The organism is Panacibacter microcysteis (assembly GCF_015831355.1).
Taxonomy (GTDB): Bacteria; Bacteroidota; Bacteroidia; order Chitinophagales; family Chitinophagaceae; genus Panacibacter; species Panacibacter microcysteis.
This window is the reverse complement of record NZ_JADWYR010000003.1, coordinates 362,889-379,277: the sequence shown is the minus strand read 5'-3', so window position 1 is coordinate 379,277 and position 16,389 is coordinate 362,889. Positions and strand designations below refer to the sequence as shown.

The following is a 16,389-nucleotide window of genomic DNA, read 5'->3' as shown; positions in this document are numbered from 1 at the left end:
TTAAAATGGTACAGAGCAGTTATCTTTGGCGAAATTTCTTTATTTTTAAAAACTAAATCTTTAAAAAATGAAAACAAACCTAATTGTTTCTTGCATTGCTGTTTTAACATTGATGCAATCTTGTCAAAAAGACTATGTCCAGAAAACTGAAAATGCCCTGGTTTCCACATCTCAAGAGGACTTAATTGATGCGAGGCTTAATGATTCTTCGCTCCTTTGTTACTATCCTTTCAACTCAAACCTGAAAGACAAAAGCGGTCATAATAATCATGGCGCTCTTGTAGGTAACATTTCCTTTGTTACAGACAGATTTGGAAGACCCTCCAAAGCAGCTTCTTTTGCTGCCTCGAATACTTACATCGAAGTGCCGGAAGCAGATTTTGTTGGCTTAACAGAAATGACAGTTTCTATGGATTTTTACGCAACAACATCAAACAGACAGTTGCTATTCAGCAAAATTACACACGATATTCCTTACACATCACCTGATTGGAACGCTTCTTTGGTACTGGTAATAGAGCAGGCTAATGCCGACCCAATTCAGTTTAATACAAAAAAAGAGGGTTACTGCAATTCACCGTGGGACTGGGACTGGAATACAACAATAAACAGCAATACAAACTTCGAACTTAATAAATGGAACCATATTGCTGTAACTTTTAACGACAACGAACAGAAAATGTATTTAAATGGCGTTTTAGTGGGCTCTCAGCCCAAAGTTTCTAGCCCGGTTTGCCAGGCAGAACCTCTTCGCCTGGGAGTGTGGTGGTCACAAGATCCATTATATTTTGAAGGTTACATGGATGAAGTGAGAATTTTTAACCGGGTTCTTACAGATAAAGAAATAAAAAGATTATCAACAAAGTAGTAGACAAATCCCAAATGAAAAAGGAAGCGCTTTGGCGCTTCCTTTTTCATTTGCTAAAAAACAAGCTTTTTAAAAGCTTTTTTTATTAACGTTCTGCTATCGTTATTGAAAAAAATTGAGGCAAGGTTAGAAGCTTAGCAAAACAGACTTAATTACCTGTTCGAAAAAGATAATATACTGCACTTTAGAATTGCGGGAAGAATAGAACTACCCGCAACGCTGCAGCCGCCATGAAAACCTGCAGTACAAGTGAGTGACACAACAGGCGATGCCATAAATTACTACTGCAGACTACCAAATAAAAAAAGGAGACCGTTTCCGATCTCCCTTTTTATATCGTGTATGTTGTTACTTTTTTTCTGCAGCAGCGGGCTTGTTAATATTCTGCGTCCACTCAAGGCTGATGGCAGATTTTTCAATCTTGATATAGCTGCCAGGACTTGTTTCAAGATCAATGGTACCATCATCATTTACCTTATTGATCTTGCCATGTATGCCGGCAATTGTTACAACCCTGTCTCCTTTCTGCATGTTTTCAATATACTTCTTTTGGTCTTTGGCTTTTTTTGCCTGCGGCCGAATCATAAATAACCAGAAAACAAGAATAATGGCCCCCATCATCAAAAAAGTTGGCAATGGGCTTTGATCTCCTGCCTGACCTGAAGGTGGCGCCATTAAAAGAACTGTGTTCAAAAGATTCATCATTATGTGTTTAGATTGTTATGGTATAACTACCCTTTCCTGGTGCTGTCAACATCTAATACCACACCCGAAAAAGTGAGCCGTGGCGATGGGTTTGTTGTGTTTGTTTGTACAATAATTGATTTGTGTATATCTCCGGCACTGCCATGGTTACTGTCAAACTCCGCCTTTACTTCACCGTTTTTACCGGGCAGTATGGCTTCTTTTGTATAGTCTGCTACCGTACAACCGCAGCCCGGGCGTACGTAATAAATAAACATTGGTTTTGTACCGGTATTGGTACAGGTGTACTTTATCTTCACCTTTTCACCCTTTTTAACTGTGCCAAAATTTACTGCTGTATCTAACCATTGTACGGTTGTAAAATTGGCTGAATCTGTGGCAATATTATTTGGCGCAGTTTTATCTGCGTCATTGGCACTTCCCGAATTGCAGGCATAAACAAGGGTAATCAACAGCAAGGGAAGAAAAAACAAAACCCGTTTCATATATTCATTTTAGAGCGCAAATGTAAGTTTTTCGTTACATCAGGCTTTTTGTTTGAAATCAATTTTATGAATTTTATTCTCGGCTACCAGGTCTTTGTGTATACTATCGAGAATGCCGTTGATAAACTGGCCGCTTTGCTGGGTACTGTATTCTTTTGCAATATCGATGTATTCGTTAATGGTTACTTTTGGGGGAATCGTTTCAAAGTACAAGAACTCGCAAACTCCCATCTGCATCAGTATCATATCCAGCGCAGCAATCCTGTCAGAATCCCAGTTTTTTAGTTTGGGTTTAATCAGCTCAAGTGTGTAAGCTCTTTTATTAAAAGCAGTAACCAAAAGGTCTTTTGCAAATTTCCATTTCTCTTCTCCCACCATCTGCTGCAGGTTGTATGAGCCGGGGCGTTGCAGGTAGCTCATCATTAACTGGTCTATCATTTCTGCATCATCATCCCAATTGGCAAAATGCTCTTCAATATGTTGTACAAAAGATTCATTCGGCAGCATCAGGTTAGTGAAAATAAAAACAATGATATCTTTTTCAGCCTTTTTATCACGACTTTCCGCCAGTATATAATGCTTATAATTTTCGGAAGATGCAAGATCAAGATATATCTTCCTGGTCATGTCTTCCGTATCCTCAAATGCAATCGTTTTGCCAGCGATTTCTTTTTTGAAAGACTCGTTTTCCAAAATACGCCACAGCAACTCGTTACCGGCAATTCGCGTGTTTACATTCTTGTCTGCAAAGCTGGGAAGGTTTCTCGATGCTCTTAATTTCGCATCTTTTTCCGCGTAGCGGGCAACTTCTGTAATAAAATAAAGTAGGTAAACAAACAGGTCTGTGGTAAGATCAAGGCTTTTCTTCAAAGCTTCCACGGGGTTAGCCTTTTCCTGCACCCCATCTACTTCTCTTGATTGTAACGCGTACAGTTCCTGCATTACTTTTACACGTATGTTTCTTCTGCTAATCATTCAGGAAAGAACTTTTTTTGAGGCTGCGAAGATAGGGATTTAAGGCTAAAGGCCGTTGATAGTATAGCAATGTTCATTCAATAAACATCAATAAGCAGGGGGTAGCCGGCATTATATCTTTTGGCATCGCCTGTTGCCACGCTCGGTTCATGGTTCCTCATTTATGGCATCTGTAGCGTTCTGTTTAGGCGGCAGTGTTACGGGGCATGCACTGAAAAAAAAGCCGGCATCAAATAATTGATGCCGGCCACAATCAAGGAATACAAAAAATTATTAATGCACTGCTCCTACGGGATGAAACATCAGTTCATCTCTTAAAGAAAATGCGGTTCCGCATGTAGAAGTAGCAACCTGTTTAAGATCTGTAGCTCTTCTTTTGATATCATTAAATACGTGAAAACGTTCTGTACCATTGCCCCTGGCTGCGGCATCTTTTACCTTAAACTTATCGTTGTCAGGTATACCATCAGCATCTACTGCGCCACCTCTTCCGGCAGTACCGGTTAAAAATCCTGAGAGCGTAGCTTTTGTGCCAAAAAATACAGGATCCACATGCGTAAAGAAGGTTTGCACCTCACCAGCGTGGCAACCAGAACATGCATTTCTCGAGAAAATATGTCTTGTAATAGTCAGATCAATAAAGGCGTCGGCCTGGGGATCACCTTCTGTACCATCCCAATGGTATGGCCTGGTAGGCTGGCCAACGGGTGTGTCCAGTATGGTTGATTTTCCGCCCAATAAAGGAAATCCATCGTATATAGCCGGCACATCATAATCATCAATATTTATACCCGCAGAATTTTCATTAACAAATTTTGCCATCCTGCGTACTTCAGCATTGTCTACCTGCGCATTATACCTGTCAGCCGGTACCTGTGCAACAGCACGTTGCGTTAGTGCAAGACCAGTTCCGTTTAAACCAAATTCTCTAAGTTCCCAACGCGGAGGGTTGGTGTTTGCAAGCGCTCTTTCATTTGATCTTATTGAATTAAGACTGCTCTGGTTTGTCCTGGCCGGATTACTTCCACATAAAGTGAATTGGTTGGTGATTGCCTGTAATGCATTCAGGTATTCTTCAGAACCCAGGGTTAAATCTTTCAGATCGTACCACTTCTTTGCCCAGCTTCTCAAGGAATCACAAACATCTGGTTTAGGAATACCGTATTCAAAAATAATGTTGAAGTTCTCAGCAGCATTACAATCAGCATTTACAAGGCAGAAAATAAACCTTCCTTCACCTGCAGGAATTCCTCTTGCTCTTTCACGAAGATCGAAACGGTTAACGATAGCAGTTAGTTTAAATGGTGCAAAGCGCATATCAAGAAATCCTGACGGGTTACCGGCCGCAAGGCTTTTTGCCAGCCATGGATTCAGGATTTTGTCATTCACCAGTGTTCTTGCAGCAACGGTATCTTCATTGATGATCTTTTGCACAGCCCAGTTATTTAACCAGCCTTTTACAAAATCAGAAACACGCTGGTCTGTTGCGGGCTGGGAAGGCGTTTGGGTGGCAAGATTCTTCATTAATGTTTTGAAAGTCCATGGGCCATCAACGTTACCTGTTTGCGCACAACTGTTCCAGGTGCGTGTCGGATTTTCAACTACTGAAAGATCTGTAAGAAAAATACTATTTGCCCTTACTTTGTCAAGTGCTTTTACAGTGCCTGCTTCGGCAGCGGTAAGGTTACCTATTGACACCGCTTCATTACCATCAAATTTTGCCTCACTAAAAGGGTTTTGTTCACACAAGGTGCTATAATTAAGTTCCCTGTCGGTAAACAAAGGTTCCCAGTTATTTTTTATTGTTTCTTTCAGCATGGCAATTGCCTGCTTTCTGAATTCTTTTACATCTGTAAATATTTTGGCAGTATAAATGCCATCACCTGCAACTTTATCTACACCCTTACCGTCGTCTGTCAGTGTAACTTCCTCTCCAGCGTTATTTATTTTCACAAACGGCTCATGAAATTTTCCATACGGGTACACGGCCATTACCAGCAGGTGTAAATTATCTCCCGGAATTCTTTGCACCATTACATCATCTGCAGGTGGAACTCTTTTTCTTTTACCTGCAAAATTGAAAATAGCTTCTTCGTCGTAGAAATCTTTACTAAATGTTTCGAGTGCAAGGTTTTGTGCGGTTGAAGAAATTGCGTCGTAAGCAGAACCGGGAGTGTCAGTTTTTTTGTTTTCGTTCTTTATCCAGGAAACAGAAAAAAGAACAATCACTGCCACAAGGGCCAACATTAGTTTTTGTTTTGTAGTTTCCATAAGTTTTTATTTAGGCCAGTTGAAAACTTTGAGTTTTAATTGATTAAAAAATACGGATTATCAGATAGGTATAGGATCATACACTTTATGGGTGTAAAAATACAATAATAACCATCAATTCAAAATGATATTTGTCACAATACTGGTTTACACTTACACTTTTTGGTGAGCAGTACAAATCCTTTCTTTTTCTTATAATTCAGGTGCAGTGTGTGTTTCAGCAATTTATAGATATAACGGACCATGCAGTATTCCGTAAAAGTTTCCATCGTTTCCACATGAATATGTAGTGTATACGTATGTAAAACATTATACGTTACCACACCATGTTATTGATAGTAAAAAAATAAATATATCAGCGCTGTTACAATATTTTCTGTACCATTTTTCCCTGCCAACTATCATCAATAAGGAGTGAGTGTACAACTACGACATAAGGATTCTGTCAACTAAAAAAATTCGCTTTGTTCTTCGCGTTGCTCATTATTTTTTCCAGTGTTGAAGTGTGCGACGCAACAGACGCTTCATAGTAGCAATGCAGCCCGGTACATAAAAAAACCACGGCACAATTGCCGTGGTATTATAACATAATTTAGTTGCTGTTTTCTACAGCACTGTTTTTCTTATCCTGTATCATTTGCAGTAATTGCAAACCCATTAAACCACTCAGGCTGCCATCGCTTCCGCTACCGCCGCTTACAATAAGATCCGGGATGATCTTTATGTTGCCCTTACCAATCTCTTCGGTGATCTTGAACTTTGTAAAATTATCACCACCCATGGCCTTTACCTGTAGTTCGTAAGCTTCGGCTGTTGACTTACCAATTGCCATAATTTTTTCAGCTTCTGCCAAACCGGTTTTACTGATTTTTTCCGCATCGGCAGATGCGTTGAGCTTGGTAGCTTCTGCCTGTGCTGCGGCTCTCATTTTTGTTGCTTCAGCTTCTGCATTGGCGCGCATTTTTGTTGCGGTTGCTTCTGCATCTACCTGCAGTTTTAAACTTGTGGCGTCACCTTCTGCTTTCTTAACGGTTGCATCTGCAGTACGCTGAGATATTTCCACGCTCTGTTGTGCTTTTACGATCTCTTTCTGCATATCTGCAATGGCGGTTTCTTTTTCCATGCCCTGTCTTTGCTCCTGCGCCATGCGTTGTGTCTGGTAAGTCTTTTGTTCTTCTTCTGCAATCTTTCTGTCAGTTAATGTTTTCATCAAAGCTTCCGGGGGAACGATATCACCTATCAATGTATCTACCGCGTTAACGTTATACTCGTCCAATACTGTTTTAATATGCTCCCTTGCGGCCTGTTGTCTTTCTTTTCTGGTGCTCAAGAAAGAGATCACATCACTATCCTGCGCACTGTTACGAAAGTAGTTACCAATCGTTGGCTCAAGCACCTGGCTTACCAGGTTATTCATGCTACCAAAACGTGCAATTACTTTAGGGGCTTCGTTTGCGGGTATATGTATGATCTGCGCCACATCAAGGTTAAAAGGGAAGCCGTCTTTGGAACGTACTGTGATAGTAGAGAGATTTTTATCAAGCGAATGCGCTTCACTCCGTGCATTGGCCCAGTTCAACACAAGATTTGTTGTTGGAACCATTTCTACCTTCATTGTGTATTTGTTAATGGGGTATTTACCCGGCCCAAGCGGTTCCATCCATACACCACGGAAACCTTTTGTGACAATATTACCGTGTTTGAAAGATTCACCTGTTACATCGGTACCGTCCTCCCCTATATAAGATATTACTACACCAACGTGGCCGATTGGTACATCAGTCATTGGAATTTCTTCTATCTGCACAGCCCACGGGTTTATATAGTAAGAACCTGCCAGTATTACCTGCGGCTGCAAACCCCTGCTACCATGGTTGCCAAGGAATGCATCAATATCCTGGAAGTTATTGTGGCCTTCTATATGCTTACCCGCAATTTGCCCTGCCTGTATAGGCGCACCATCCAGCGTTGTAACAATGCCGAGCATATTCTCATGAATGATACTCATGTCTGCAATAGTAATAGTAAAAGCAAATGTGTTGATACGATAAGTACCCGGCGTAAGCAGGTGGGTTTGCCGGCCTTTCTGACCGCCATTATTTAAAAAGGCTTCTGTATCCTGGAAGTTATCACAAGCCACTTTGCGCGCAAGAATATTACCGGTTGGTAGTTCAGCACCATCGTTTGACAGTACAAGGCCGATTTTGCCTTCCGGCACCACCGTAAAAGGCTGCATATCTACGCCATATTGCCAAGGCCACATACCCCAATACAAGCCCGGCGCCAGTGTTTTAGCCTGGAAGCCTGCTTCACCTTTCGTAGCAATGATACGCCCGTCCGGCAACTCCCTGTTGGCTCCTACCAACACGAATTTTTTAGTAACAAGCCCAATCCTGTTTTCCGGTACGATGACCATACCAAAAAAGACCCTCAGAATAAATTTGTAAAATAAGAGCGACAATACAAGCACCAGTATCCACCAGTAGTTTGTAACAAAATCATAAGCATTCATAATTGTTGTTTTTTATTGTTTTAAGTGTTAATTTTTTGTAGCCAGGCTGCAATAAAAGCATTAAGCTTTGGTTGCGTCGCACTCTTGTACAGCAGTACTGCATGCAGCATATGCGAAACCGTTATGTACTACACGCATGCCTTTAGTACGAGGGCACTATTCCATACAATAGTGGCGACGCATGCAAAAGCAAAGTATATACACGCCATTGTGAAGTGTATCATCAGCATTAAGGCAGTTGCGGTATTGACAATGTGGCTTCGCTTACTCTTGTTGCCGAATCATTGATCATTTCGGTAAGCGGAGGTTGCTGCGGTTGTGTTTTACCTTCCATTCTGATAGCAGTATTATGTGTATGATCGTTGTGGTGTACCAGGTGCATAACGATACCAGCACCCAGGATCACCAGAATGATTGGTTTCATGATCTGTAAATCTTGGTTTGAAAAAATACGTTGTGCGTTTTGCGCTTTGCGTGTCGGCAGAATCTTTACTGTGTAGGAAATATTACAGGCTGGAGATTTCCGGTGGTTTAACTCTTTGCCTGAAATTTGCAAAAAGAGTATCCAGAAATTTTTTGATCATTTTACGTTGGAGCTTGCTCCTGTTTGGTTTGATTGAGTAAAGATATATCGAGTTTGAATATTTCCATGGGCCTATACGGTACAAGCGGGACTTGCGGTTTCACAAGTGGTAAAGTATGTATTATGAGCGGCAAAAAGTAGTTGGTTAAAAGGTAAATATGCGGTAGGAAAGGCAATATAGCTTTTTAAACGTTGTTGCAGATCTGTTAATGCCTACCATTATCGTAGATTTTCCATGCCCTGAATTTATATATGGCTTTACCGGAGAGGTATGTTAAAGGCTTATAAACAGAAATTTGCGCAAAACATTGGCAATAAATAAATTTATTCCTACTTTTGCCGCCCATTTCCCGTATGGCTCAACAAGTGTCTCTGCAGAAAGGGACCGCCGGCAGGGAGTAATCGACAAGATTATTAAACATGCCAAAAGTAAAAACAAACTCCAGCGCAAAAAAGCGCTTCAAGGTGACAGGCACAGGCGAGATCACCTTCCAAAAAGCTTTTAAACGTCACATTCTTACTAAAAAGTCTAAAAAACGCAAAAGAGCGCTTAGAAAAGATGGTGTTGTAGGACCTGCAAACAAAGATTTTGTTATGCGTTTATTGCGTCTTAAATAAACAGCCAGTAAGAAATTCAACAATTTTAAATCATTTTGGAAGAAGGGTGTTGCACCCTTTGGCCAGTCTAAATAAGTAAACATGCCTCGTTCAAAAAATGCCGTTGCTTCAAGGGCAAGAAGAAAAAGAATTCTAAAGCAAGCCAAAGGTTTTTATGGCAAGCGTAAAAATGTATATACAGTTGCGAAAAACATTGTAGAAAAAGGACAAACCTATAGCTACGTTGGCCGTAAACTGAAAAAACGTGAATACCGCCAGTTATGGATTGCCCGTATAAACGCAGCAGTAAGAGAAGAAGGAATTACTTACAGCGAGTTTATCAACAAGCTAAATGTAAAAGGCCTGGATATTAACCGTAAAATGCTTGCAGATCTTGCCATGAACGAACCGGAAAGCTTTAAAGCGCTGGTTGCATCTGTTAAGTAACATAATATGATATTATTACATATAAACCGGTAGTTCAACGCTCCCGGTTTTTTTTATTTTGTGATAATATCAAACGTTTATTTTTGTGCGTTCAAATTTTTTCTTTACTGTAATAACTAACCCGAAGGGATGAACAATTCTTACACCTCGCTGGTGAAGCAAACCTTTCACTTTCCACAGGAAGGCTTTGATATTGGAGACAATAACTATCTTGAGTTCAACGACCTTGATCTTAAGGCACTGATAGAGAAATACGGCACCCCGATGAAGCTTACTTATTTACCCAAAATAGGTATGCAGATAAATAAAGCAAAACGAATGTTTGCCGATGCAATGAAAAAGCATAAATACGATGGCAAATATTTTTACTGTTATTGTACCAAAAGTTCGCATTTCTCTTTCGTGGTTGAAGAAGCACTGAAACACGAGATACACCTCGAAACATCTTACGCCTACGATATTGAGATCATTAACAAGCTCTACCAGCGTAAAAAGATCAATAAAGAAACCTTTATTATCTGCAACGGCTTTAAACAGAAAAGCTATACTTCAAGAATTGCCAAACTTATCAACTCCGGCTTTAAAAATGTTATCCCGGTACTGGATAATAAAGACGAACTGAATGCTTATAAAAGAAGCGTGAGACAGCCGTTTAAACTGGGTATACGAATAGCTGCGGAGGAAGAGCCTACTTTTCCGTTCTATACTTCACGTTTGGGTATAAGGGCCAAAGATATCCTCGAGTTTTATGTAGACAACATAGAAGGGTACGAGAATAAGTTTCAGCTCAAAATGCTGCATATATTCCTCAATAAAGGCATTAAAGATGATATCTATTACTGGAGTGAGCTTAATAAAATCATCAACCTTTATTGCCAGCTAAAGAAGATTTGTCCCGAACTCGATTCTATAAACATCGGTGGCGGTTTTCCTATAAAACACTCACTGGGTTTTGAGTATGATTACCAGTTCATGATCAATGAAATTGTTGGCAACATTAAAAAAGCATGCAAAAAAGCCAACGTACCTATGCCAAATATATATACAGAGTTTGGCAGCTACACAGTTGGAGAAAGCATGGCACACATATATAGTGTTATTGCCCAGAAAGTACAAAACGATCGGGAAACATGGTACATGATAGATTCTTCTTTCATAACCACACTACCAGATACCTGGGGCATTGGAGAAAAATTCCTGATGCTGCCGATCAACAAATGGGAAAACGAATATCAGCGCGTAGTACTGGGGGGCATCACCTGCGATAGTCACGATTATTATGATTCAGAAGAACACATCAACGAAGTGTTTTTGCCTAAGATCTCTGAAAACAATGGCAAACCACAGCCTTACGGCATAAGCAATACACAGTCTGACGATAAAGAGCCGTTGTACGTTGGTTTTTTTCATACCGGTGCGTACCAGGACCAAATCAGTGGTTACGGAGGCATTAAACACTGTCTAATACCTTCACCCAAACATATCATTGTTGGCCACGACAAAAATGGCAAACTGGTAGACTGGGTGTATGCAAAAGAACAAACAGCGCAGAGCATGCTTAAAATTCTTGGTTACATGTAATTGTTTTGTAGTAATACCGGCAGCAGTTTTTCATGGCATCACCTGTTGCGTCGCAATCCTTTCATCTGCAGTACAAATGGCATCAAAAAAATTACAGCCATCCTCCGGGATGGCTTTTTTATGAATGGTGCATCATTCGCAAATAATAATACTATTTTGTTCCAAAATTCTTTATGCAAAAAAAACTGCTGCTGCTGGTTGGTGTTTTCAGTTTTGCGTTTTCAGCAAAATCTCAGACAACAACAGAAGATTCAATCAAAACCGTGATCAACAACTTTTTTGAAGCTATGCGTAACGCAGATGCCAAAGCACTCACGGCCTGTTTTACAGATAGTGCCATATTACAATCTGTACATGTAAAAGATGGTAACACCACCATAGCCAATGAAACAGTAAAAGCATTTGCAGATGCCATTGCTGCCATTAAGAAAGGAGATGCTGATGAACGGATAAGGTTTGATGTAATAAAAACAGATGGCGCCCTCGCTGTTGCATGGACGCCATACGAATTTTACTACAAAGGTAACTTTAGCCATTGCGGCGCAGACTCTTACCAGCTTGTAAGGATCAATGGCAACTGGAAAATACAGTACCTGATCGATACAAAAAGAAAAACAGGCTGCCGCTAATTACGCAATCGTTTACACAACTACGTAATAATAGCCAGTACCGCTGACACTAAAAGTGCACAATAGCCTAAAGAAAACCACAATAAATTTCTGTAAGAATAAAGCGGATTTGTACTCTTCTGCCTGGTAGAAAATCCATCTTCATTCAAATGCCTTTTCAATATCCTGAATGAAAAAGCATTGTCCGTTGTTAGTTGCTTGTTCATACGCTTGGGGAGCAATCGTTTACGATAATTAGTTCTGCTCCTTAAATATAAGTATGTTATTTATTATTTATGCCTGTTTTTATAAACATTTGTGCAGAATGTTAAGTATTACTACAACTTGTCACGGTTTGTACTACAAAAACCGCGGTTTAGTCTATACCGGTATAGCGATTACTGTAAAAAGGGTCACCTTCTTTAACTGCCCAAAATAGTAATCCATTACGTTGTTGCGCTACAGGGTGCCGGGCTTTTTGCTGCAGTACAAGAGTGCGACGCAACAACAGCTCAATCATCATTCAAATGCCGGGTTCATTAATGCCTTTTTTCCTTCGTTCTTCCATACAATACAAAACCCTTACTTTTGCGGCAAACACTTGTTAGTATGTGGCTCAATAATATTTTAGAAACCATTGGAAACACTCCGCTTATTAAGTTAAACAAAGTTGTAAAAGATATACCAGGTACCATACTTGCCAAGGTAGACTACTTCAACCCGGGCAATTCCATCAAAGATCGTATGGCATTAAAAATGGTAGAAGTGGCTGAGCAGGAAGGCAAGCTTAAACCAGGCGGAACCATTATTGAATGCACCAGCGGCAATACAGGCATGGGACTGGCACTTGCGGCATGTGTAAAGGGTTATAAATGCATTTTTACCACCACAGATAAACAGAGTAAAGAAAAAATGGATATTCTGAAGGCTGTAGGCGCAGAAGTAATCGTGTGCCCTACCAACGTAGAGCCCGATGACCCGCGCAGCTATTACTCTGTAGCAAGAAGGCTTGAAAAAGAAATTCCCAACGCTTACCTCTGCAACCAGTACGACAACCTGGCCAACCGCGTGGCACATTACGAAACTACAGGCCCTGAAATATGGCAACAGACAGAAGGTAAAATAACACACCTGCTATGTACTGCCGGAACCGGTGGCACAGTTACAGGCACCGCAATGTACCTCAAAGAAAAAAATCCTGGCATACAGGTTTGGGCAATTGATGTGTACGGCTCTTTGCTCACCAAATATTACCAGACCGGCGAGGTGGACATGAGCCAGGTGCACCCGTACATCAGTGAAGGTTTTGGAGAGGACTTTGTACCGCAGAATTACGACATGTCTGTAATAGATCATTTTGAGCAGGTAACAGACAAAGACGGCGCTGTAATGGCAAGGCGCATTGCCAAAGAAGAGGGTATTTTTATTGGCTACAGTGCCGGCAGTTGCCTGCAGGGCTTAATGCAATTAAAAGAGCGCCTGAAAAAAGATGATGTGGTAGTTTGCATTTTCCACGATCATGGAAGCCGCTATGTGGCAAAGATCTACAACGATCAATGGATGATGGAACGAGGTTTTCTTGACGTAAAAACATTTAAAGACATCGTTAACAGCAGGGCCGGGAAGAAACTGGTAACTGTGCAGCCAACACACACAGTTGCAGAAGCAGTGGAGTTAATGAAAAAGTACGATATTGATCAGGTGCCGGTAATGAATGGTAATGGGCCGGTTGGCGCAGTTAGTGAAAATGGGTTATTCAAAAAGGTTTTTAATAACCCCGAAATAAAAACGGCGTCAATACAAAGCGTTATAGAACCGCCCTACCCTGTTGTGGCTTTTGATACACCCGTAGAGCGCCTGGGCAGTCTTATAACCAAAGAGAATGGTGCCGTGCTTGCCAAAGATGACAAAGGAGATTATCACATTGTAACGCGCTACGACGTTATACAAAGCCTGGCCAAATAGAACTGGTTTGATTTTTTGGTACCCGGCAACTGTATTTTATGGCATCGCCTGTTGCGTCGCACACTTGTACTTTCGGTTCAATAGTCAGCAGCGGCCGGCGCACTAAAGCAAACAGTTAAGCGTTACAGTAACAATTATAAAAGCCCGGCTAATAAAGCCGGGCTTTCTATTATCATATGTAATGAATACTACTTAATAACCAAAGCCTTGTCTATCAGAAATTGCAGGTTTGCACGATGTGCCTTTGTTTGCTCATTACCTGCAGCGGCTTTCGCCAGTTTATCCTTTACATTTTTTATTGCACCAAGAGCAGCGGCTTTCGAAGCATCATCATAATCATCTCCTTTATTAATAATCTTTGCCAGCATGGTAACGTATGCGGTTTGCAGGTTTTGCCGGTAAAGATTTACATCGCCTTTCAGGTCAGCATCAAAGATGTTAGCAGTAAGGTCATTCAATATGTTTGCAGGCGCGTATGTATTGCCGTAAAGTGTTGTACGGTTTGCCCTTGCCAGTGTTGAAGCATCCAGTATTTCTTCCAGTACTGCCGTTTGTAAGAAGAAAACATTTTTATCCGGTTTCGGGTCTTCGGGATTACCAAAGAAATTATACCCACGGCGCTGCATTTGCAGGTAAGGAATCAGGTAAGTATCTGCATCAAATGCAGCGGGCGCAAATACATAGGTATTCAAAACCTCCATTGCCTTTTTCTGGTAATCGGCAGGTACAGGCGTAAATGGCACCGCGGAAGCATCCTGGCCTACAAAGCTTCTGTCTACGTAAACGCCACCTACATACATTGCCAGCGGGAGTGCCATAGAATACCGCTGACCGAATAACATGTTGTAGCTACGCCTCATGCTTGCGTACGAAGCGCCGGGTACGGCGTACTTATCTTTTACTTTGCCCATTAATTCGTTTACAAGCTGAAAACGGTTAGCGCTGTAGGTAACCATATCATTACTCATATCCCAGGTTGTTACACGCGGGTCAATACCTCCGCCGGGAAAAGCAATATCTGCATCGTTTCCAAAAATTAATTTAGGCTCGGTGCTGCGGCTTAATATTTTTTGCAAACCTGCATTCTCTTCTGCAGGGGTAAATTGCCGGTAACCATATTCAATAGCCCAGTCATCATACGGCCCGGGAACGGTTGTATAATAATCTCCCTGCTTGCTGCGGTCAAGTGCGGCATTTACGGTTGAATAATCCATTACAGAGCCCGTTACACCATATTTCCTCGTAATACTTTTATCGTTCAGTTCGGCAGGGCTCAGCATCTGGCTTGATTTCATATTGTGGTTGAGCCCCATAGTATGGCCCATTTCATGCAATACCAGTTCGGTAAAGAATTGCTCTTTCAAGGTTACCAGCTCTTCCGGAGCAGTATCAAAACATTCCACCATGGCTACGCCTGCCCCATATTGCATTTGCAAACCCTTGAGCATGTCACAACCCATAAAATGATTGCGCACATTTGCCGGCAGCATTTCCTTCCTGCTCAATGCAGGGAAACCAGTTGGTTTAAATAAATCCTGCTCCCTGTCTATACCTCCCATAAAACCGTAATCGATAGTAATATCAGAACCCAAAATTTCACCTGTTCTCGGGTTAACAAAGCTCGGACCAATAGCATAGCCCAGGTCTGAAGAAACCCAACGGATTACGTTATAGCGTATATCTGCCGGGTCCCATGTTGCTGTATCGGGCATCAGCTTCATTACCACGGCGTTTTTGAAACCTGCCTTTTCAAATGCGAGATTCCATTTGTTACCTGCGTCTAAAATAACCTGCCGTAATTCAACGGGCGTAGTATTCTCCACCCACCACACTATTGGTTTTACGGGTTCACTTATCGCCGCATTGGGATCTTTCTTTACGAGGTTCCAGCGGTTAATGAGATCATGGTAAGGCGTGGCTTTTGTAGAGGTCATGTCATCCTGCTCCTGCGTAAAGAAACCTATCCGCGGGTCATCAAAACGTGGCTTATAATCGTTCTGCGGCATTTCAATAAAACTATGCTGCATTTTTACCCGCACATACCGTGCATCTGTAATCGATTTATCACCATAATTCATGGGTGCGGGATTATCGTAAGCCAGGGAAACAATCACATCTGTATTTTCAGGAAACGAGCGGATCTTCTCATAGCCGGATTTATCCGGTACAAGGCTTCCTACATTAAATAAAACCCCGGGTGGTATATTGGGTGGAAAGTTTGGCTTTACCGGATCAAGCTTCTCGCCGATAAACAAGCCATCTGCATTTACAAGATAACCGAGTGAATCTTCTGCCACTACTTTGTCTGCATAAAACACCGCATCGCTTACATCAACGTTGGCGGCTTTACTTACTGCATTCCCGGGATCGTAATAAAAGTTGGTATTACACCGCATAAAATCAAGCCGGTTGTAAGTCTTCCTTATTTTAAATACCCATGTTTCTCTCAGCATGTTTTGATTGAGGAACAAACTGCCGGGCCCGCCTAATGAAAAGCTCTGATAAATAAATTCTTTGCCAACCTGGTCTTTTTTAATATACAGCTGCAATGTGCCGGTTACGGTATCCTGGTACAATGTAAATAAGCCCCCGATTTTCTTTTTGTCTTTGATCGTAGAAGACCAAATGGAATCTCTCTTTGCAGCAGCAGAATCAATAATTATTTTTGGTTTTGCAGATGCGGGCTTTTTTACCTGCGCCTGTAACATAAAGCATGTACTGCCGAGTACCGCGCACAAGGCAAACGATCTTATTTGCATATAGAATTGGTTTATTTTAGGTGGTATTATAAA

At 41.3% G+C, this 16,389-nt stretch carries 13 protein-coding genes; 6 read left to right on the top strand and 7 right to left on the bottom strand.

The features are described 5' to 3' along the window. Positions 1–67: 67 nt before the first annotated feature. On the top strand, positions 68–868 hold the full coding sequence (locus tag I5907_RS20985) for a LamG domain-containing protein (RefSeq protein WP_196992810.1): 801 nt from the start codon (positions 68–70) through the stop codon (positions 866–868). Positions 869–1,216: 348 nt separating this feature from the next. Here the strand turns inward: I5907_RS20985 and yajC are convergent, their stop codons facing one another. The 6 genes from yajC to I5907_RS20955 form a co-directional block, all read right to left on the bottom strand. Then, positions 1,217–1,570, bottom strand: coding sequence for a preprotein translocase subunit YajC (gene yajC, locus I5907_RS20980; RefSeq protein ID WP_428842564.1), 354 nt, complete (start codon positions 1,568–1,570; stop codon positions 1,217–1,219). A 29-nt stretch (positions 1,571–1,599) separates the two neighbouring features. Then, a complete protein-coding gene (locus tag I5907_RS20975) occupies positions 1,600–2,058 on the bottom strand; it encodes a DUF1573 domain-containing protein (RefSeq protein WP_196992809.1) in 459 nt (152 codons plus the stop codon). A 39-nt stretch (positions 2,059–2,097) separates the two neighbouring features. After that, a complete protein-coding gene (gene nusB, locus I5907_RS20970; protein WP_196992808.1) occupies positions 2,098–3,033 on the bottom strand; it encodes a transcription antitermination factor NusB in 936 nt (311 codons plus the stop codon). Between the two features lie 273 nt (positions 3,034–3,306). Continuing rightward, complete coding sequence (locus I5907_RS20965; protein WP_196992807.1) at positions 3,307–5,304, bottom strand: choice-of-anchor X domain-containing protein; 1,998 nt, start codon at positions 5,302–5,304, stop codon at positions 3,307–3,309. Between the two features lie 592 nt (positions 5,305–5,896). Continuing rightward, positions 5,897–7,816 carry an SPFH domain-containing protein gene (locus tag I5907_RS20960; RefSeq protein ID WP_196992806.1) on the bottom strand — a complete coding sequence of 640 codons (1,920 nt, stop codon included), beginning with the start codon at positions 7,814–7,816 and terminating at the stop codon, positions 5,897–5,899. Positions 7,817–8,045: 229 nt separating this feature from the next. Continuing rightward, entirely contained in the window at positions 8,046–8,240 is a 195-nt protein-coding gene (locus I5907_RS20955; RefSeq protein ID WP_196992805.1) for a hypothetical protein, read from the bottom strand. Between the two features lie 579 nt (positions 8,241–8,819). Between I5907_RS20955 and rpmI the strand changes: the two genes are divergently transcribed. From rpmI to I5907_RS20930, 5 genes are all read left to right on the top strand, one after another. Next, the gene (rpmI, locus tag I5907_RS20950; RefSeq protein WP_196992804.1) at positions 8,820–9,017 is read left to right on the top strand and encodes a 50S ribosomal protein L35; all 198 of its coding nucleotides are present in this window, start codon (positions 8,820–8,822) and stop codon (positions 9,015–9,017) included. An 81-nt stretch (positions 9,018–9,098) separates the two neighbouring features. Continuing rightward, positions 9,099–9,443: a 50S ribosomal protein L20 gene (rplT, locus tag I5907_RS20945; RefSeq protein ID WP_196992803.1), complete on the top strand. Its 345-nt coding sequence runs from the start codon at positions 9,099–9,101 to the stop codon at positions 9,441–9,443. A gap of 129 nt (positions 9,444–9,572) precedes the next feature. Beyond that, positions 9,573–11,024 carry a type III PLP-dependent enzyme domain-containing protein gene (locus I5907_RS20940; protein ID WP_196992802.1) on the top strand — a complete coding sequence of 484 codons (1,452 nt, stop codon included), beginning with the start codon at positions 9,573–9,575 and terminating at the stop codon, positions 11,022–11,024. A gap of 173 nt (positions 11,025–11,197) precedes the next feature. Next, positions 11,198–11,653 (top strand): nuclear transport factor 2 family protein, encoded by a 456-nt coding sequence (locus I5907_RS20935; RefSeq protein WP_196992801.1) that lies wholly within the window; start codon positions 11,198–11,200, stop codon positions 11,651–11,653. 588 nt (positions 11,654–12,241) lie between these two features. Further along, positions 12,242–13,597: a pyridoxal-phosphate dependent enzyme gene (locus I5907_RS20930; protein ID WP_196992800.1), complete on the top strand. Its 1,356-nt coding sequence runs from the start codon at positions 12,242–12,244 to the stop codon at positions 13,595–13,597. A 188-nt stretch (positions 13,598–13,785) separates the two neighbouring features. Here the strand turns inward: I5907_RS20930 and I5907_RS20925 are convergent, their stop codons facing one another. Next, positions 13,786–16,356: a zinc-dependent metalloprotease gene (locus I5907_RS20925; protein WP_196992799.1), complete on the bottom strand. Its 2,571-nt coding sequence runs from the start codon at positions 16,354–16,356 to the stop codon at positions 13,786–13,788. Positions 16,357–16,389 lie beyond the last annotated feature (33 nt).

Coding starts and splice junctions, on each gene's coding strand:
- I5907_RS20985 (WP_196992810.1), top strand. CDS start 68: ATGAAAACAAACCTAATTGTTTCTTGCATTGCTGTTTTAACATTGATG.
- yajC (WP_428842564.1), bottom strand. CDS start 1,570: ATGAATCTTTTGAACACAGTTCTTTTAATGGCGCCACCTTCAGGTCAG.
- I5907_RS20975 (WP_196992809.1), bottom strand. CDS start 2,058: ATGAAACGGGTTTTGTTTTTTCTTCCCTTGCTGTTGATTACCCTTGTT.
- nusB (WP_196992808.1), bottom strand. CDS start 3,033: ATGATTAGCAGAAGAAACATACGTGTAAAAGTAATGCAGGAACTGTAC.
- I5907_RS20965 (WP_196992807.1), bottom strand. CDS start 5,304: ATGGAAACTACAAAACAAAAACTAATGTTGGCCCTTGTGGCAGTGATT.
- I5907_RS20960 (WP_196992806.1), bottom strand. CDS start 7,816: ATGAATGCTTATGATTTTGTTACAAACTACTGGTGGATACTGGTGCTT.
- I5907_RS20955 (WP_196992805.1), bottom strand. CDS start 8,240: ATGAAACCAATCATTCTGGTGATCCTGGGTGCTGGTATCGTTATGCAC.
- rpmI (WP_196992804.1), top strand. CDS start 8,820: ATGCCAAAAGTAAAAACAAACTCCAGCGCAAAAAAGCGCTTCAAGGTG.
- rplT (WP_196992803.1), top strand. CDS start 9,099: ATGCCTCGTTCAAAAAATGCCGTTGCTTCAAGGGCAAGAAGAAAAAGA.
- I5907_RS20940 (WP_196992802.1), top strand. CDS start 9,573: ATGAACAATTCTTACACCTCGCTGGTGAAGCAAACCTTTCACTTTCCA.
- I5907_RS20935 (WP_196992801.1), top strand. CDS start 11,198: ATGCAAAAAAAACTGCTGCTGCTGGTTGGTGTTTTCAGTTTTGCGTTT.
- I5907_RS20930 (WP_196992800.1), top strand. CDS start 12,242: ATGTGGCTCAATAATATTTTAGAAACCATTGGAAACACTCCGCTTATT.
- I5907_RS20925 (WP_196992799.1), bottom strand. CDS start 16,356: ATGCAAATAAGATCGTTTGCCTTGTGCGCGGTACTCGGCAGTACATGC.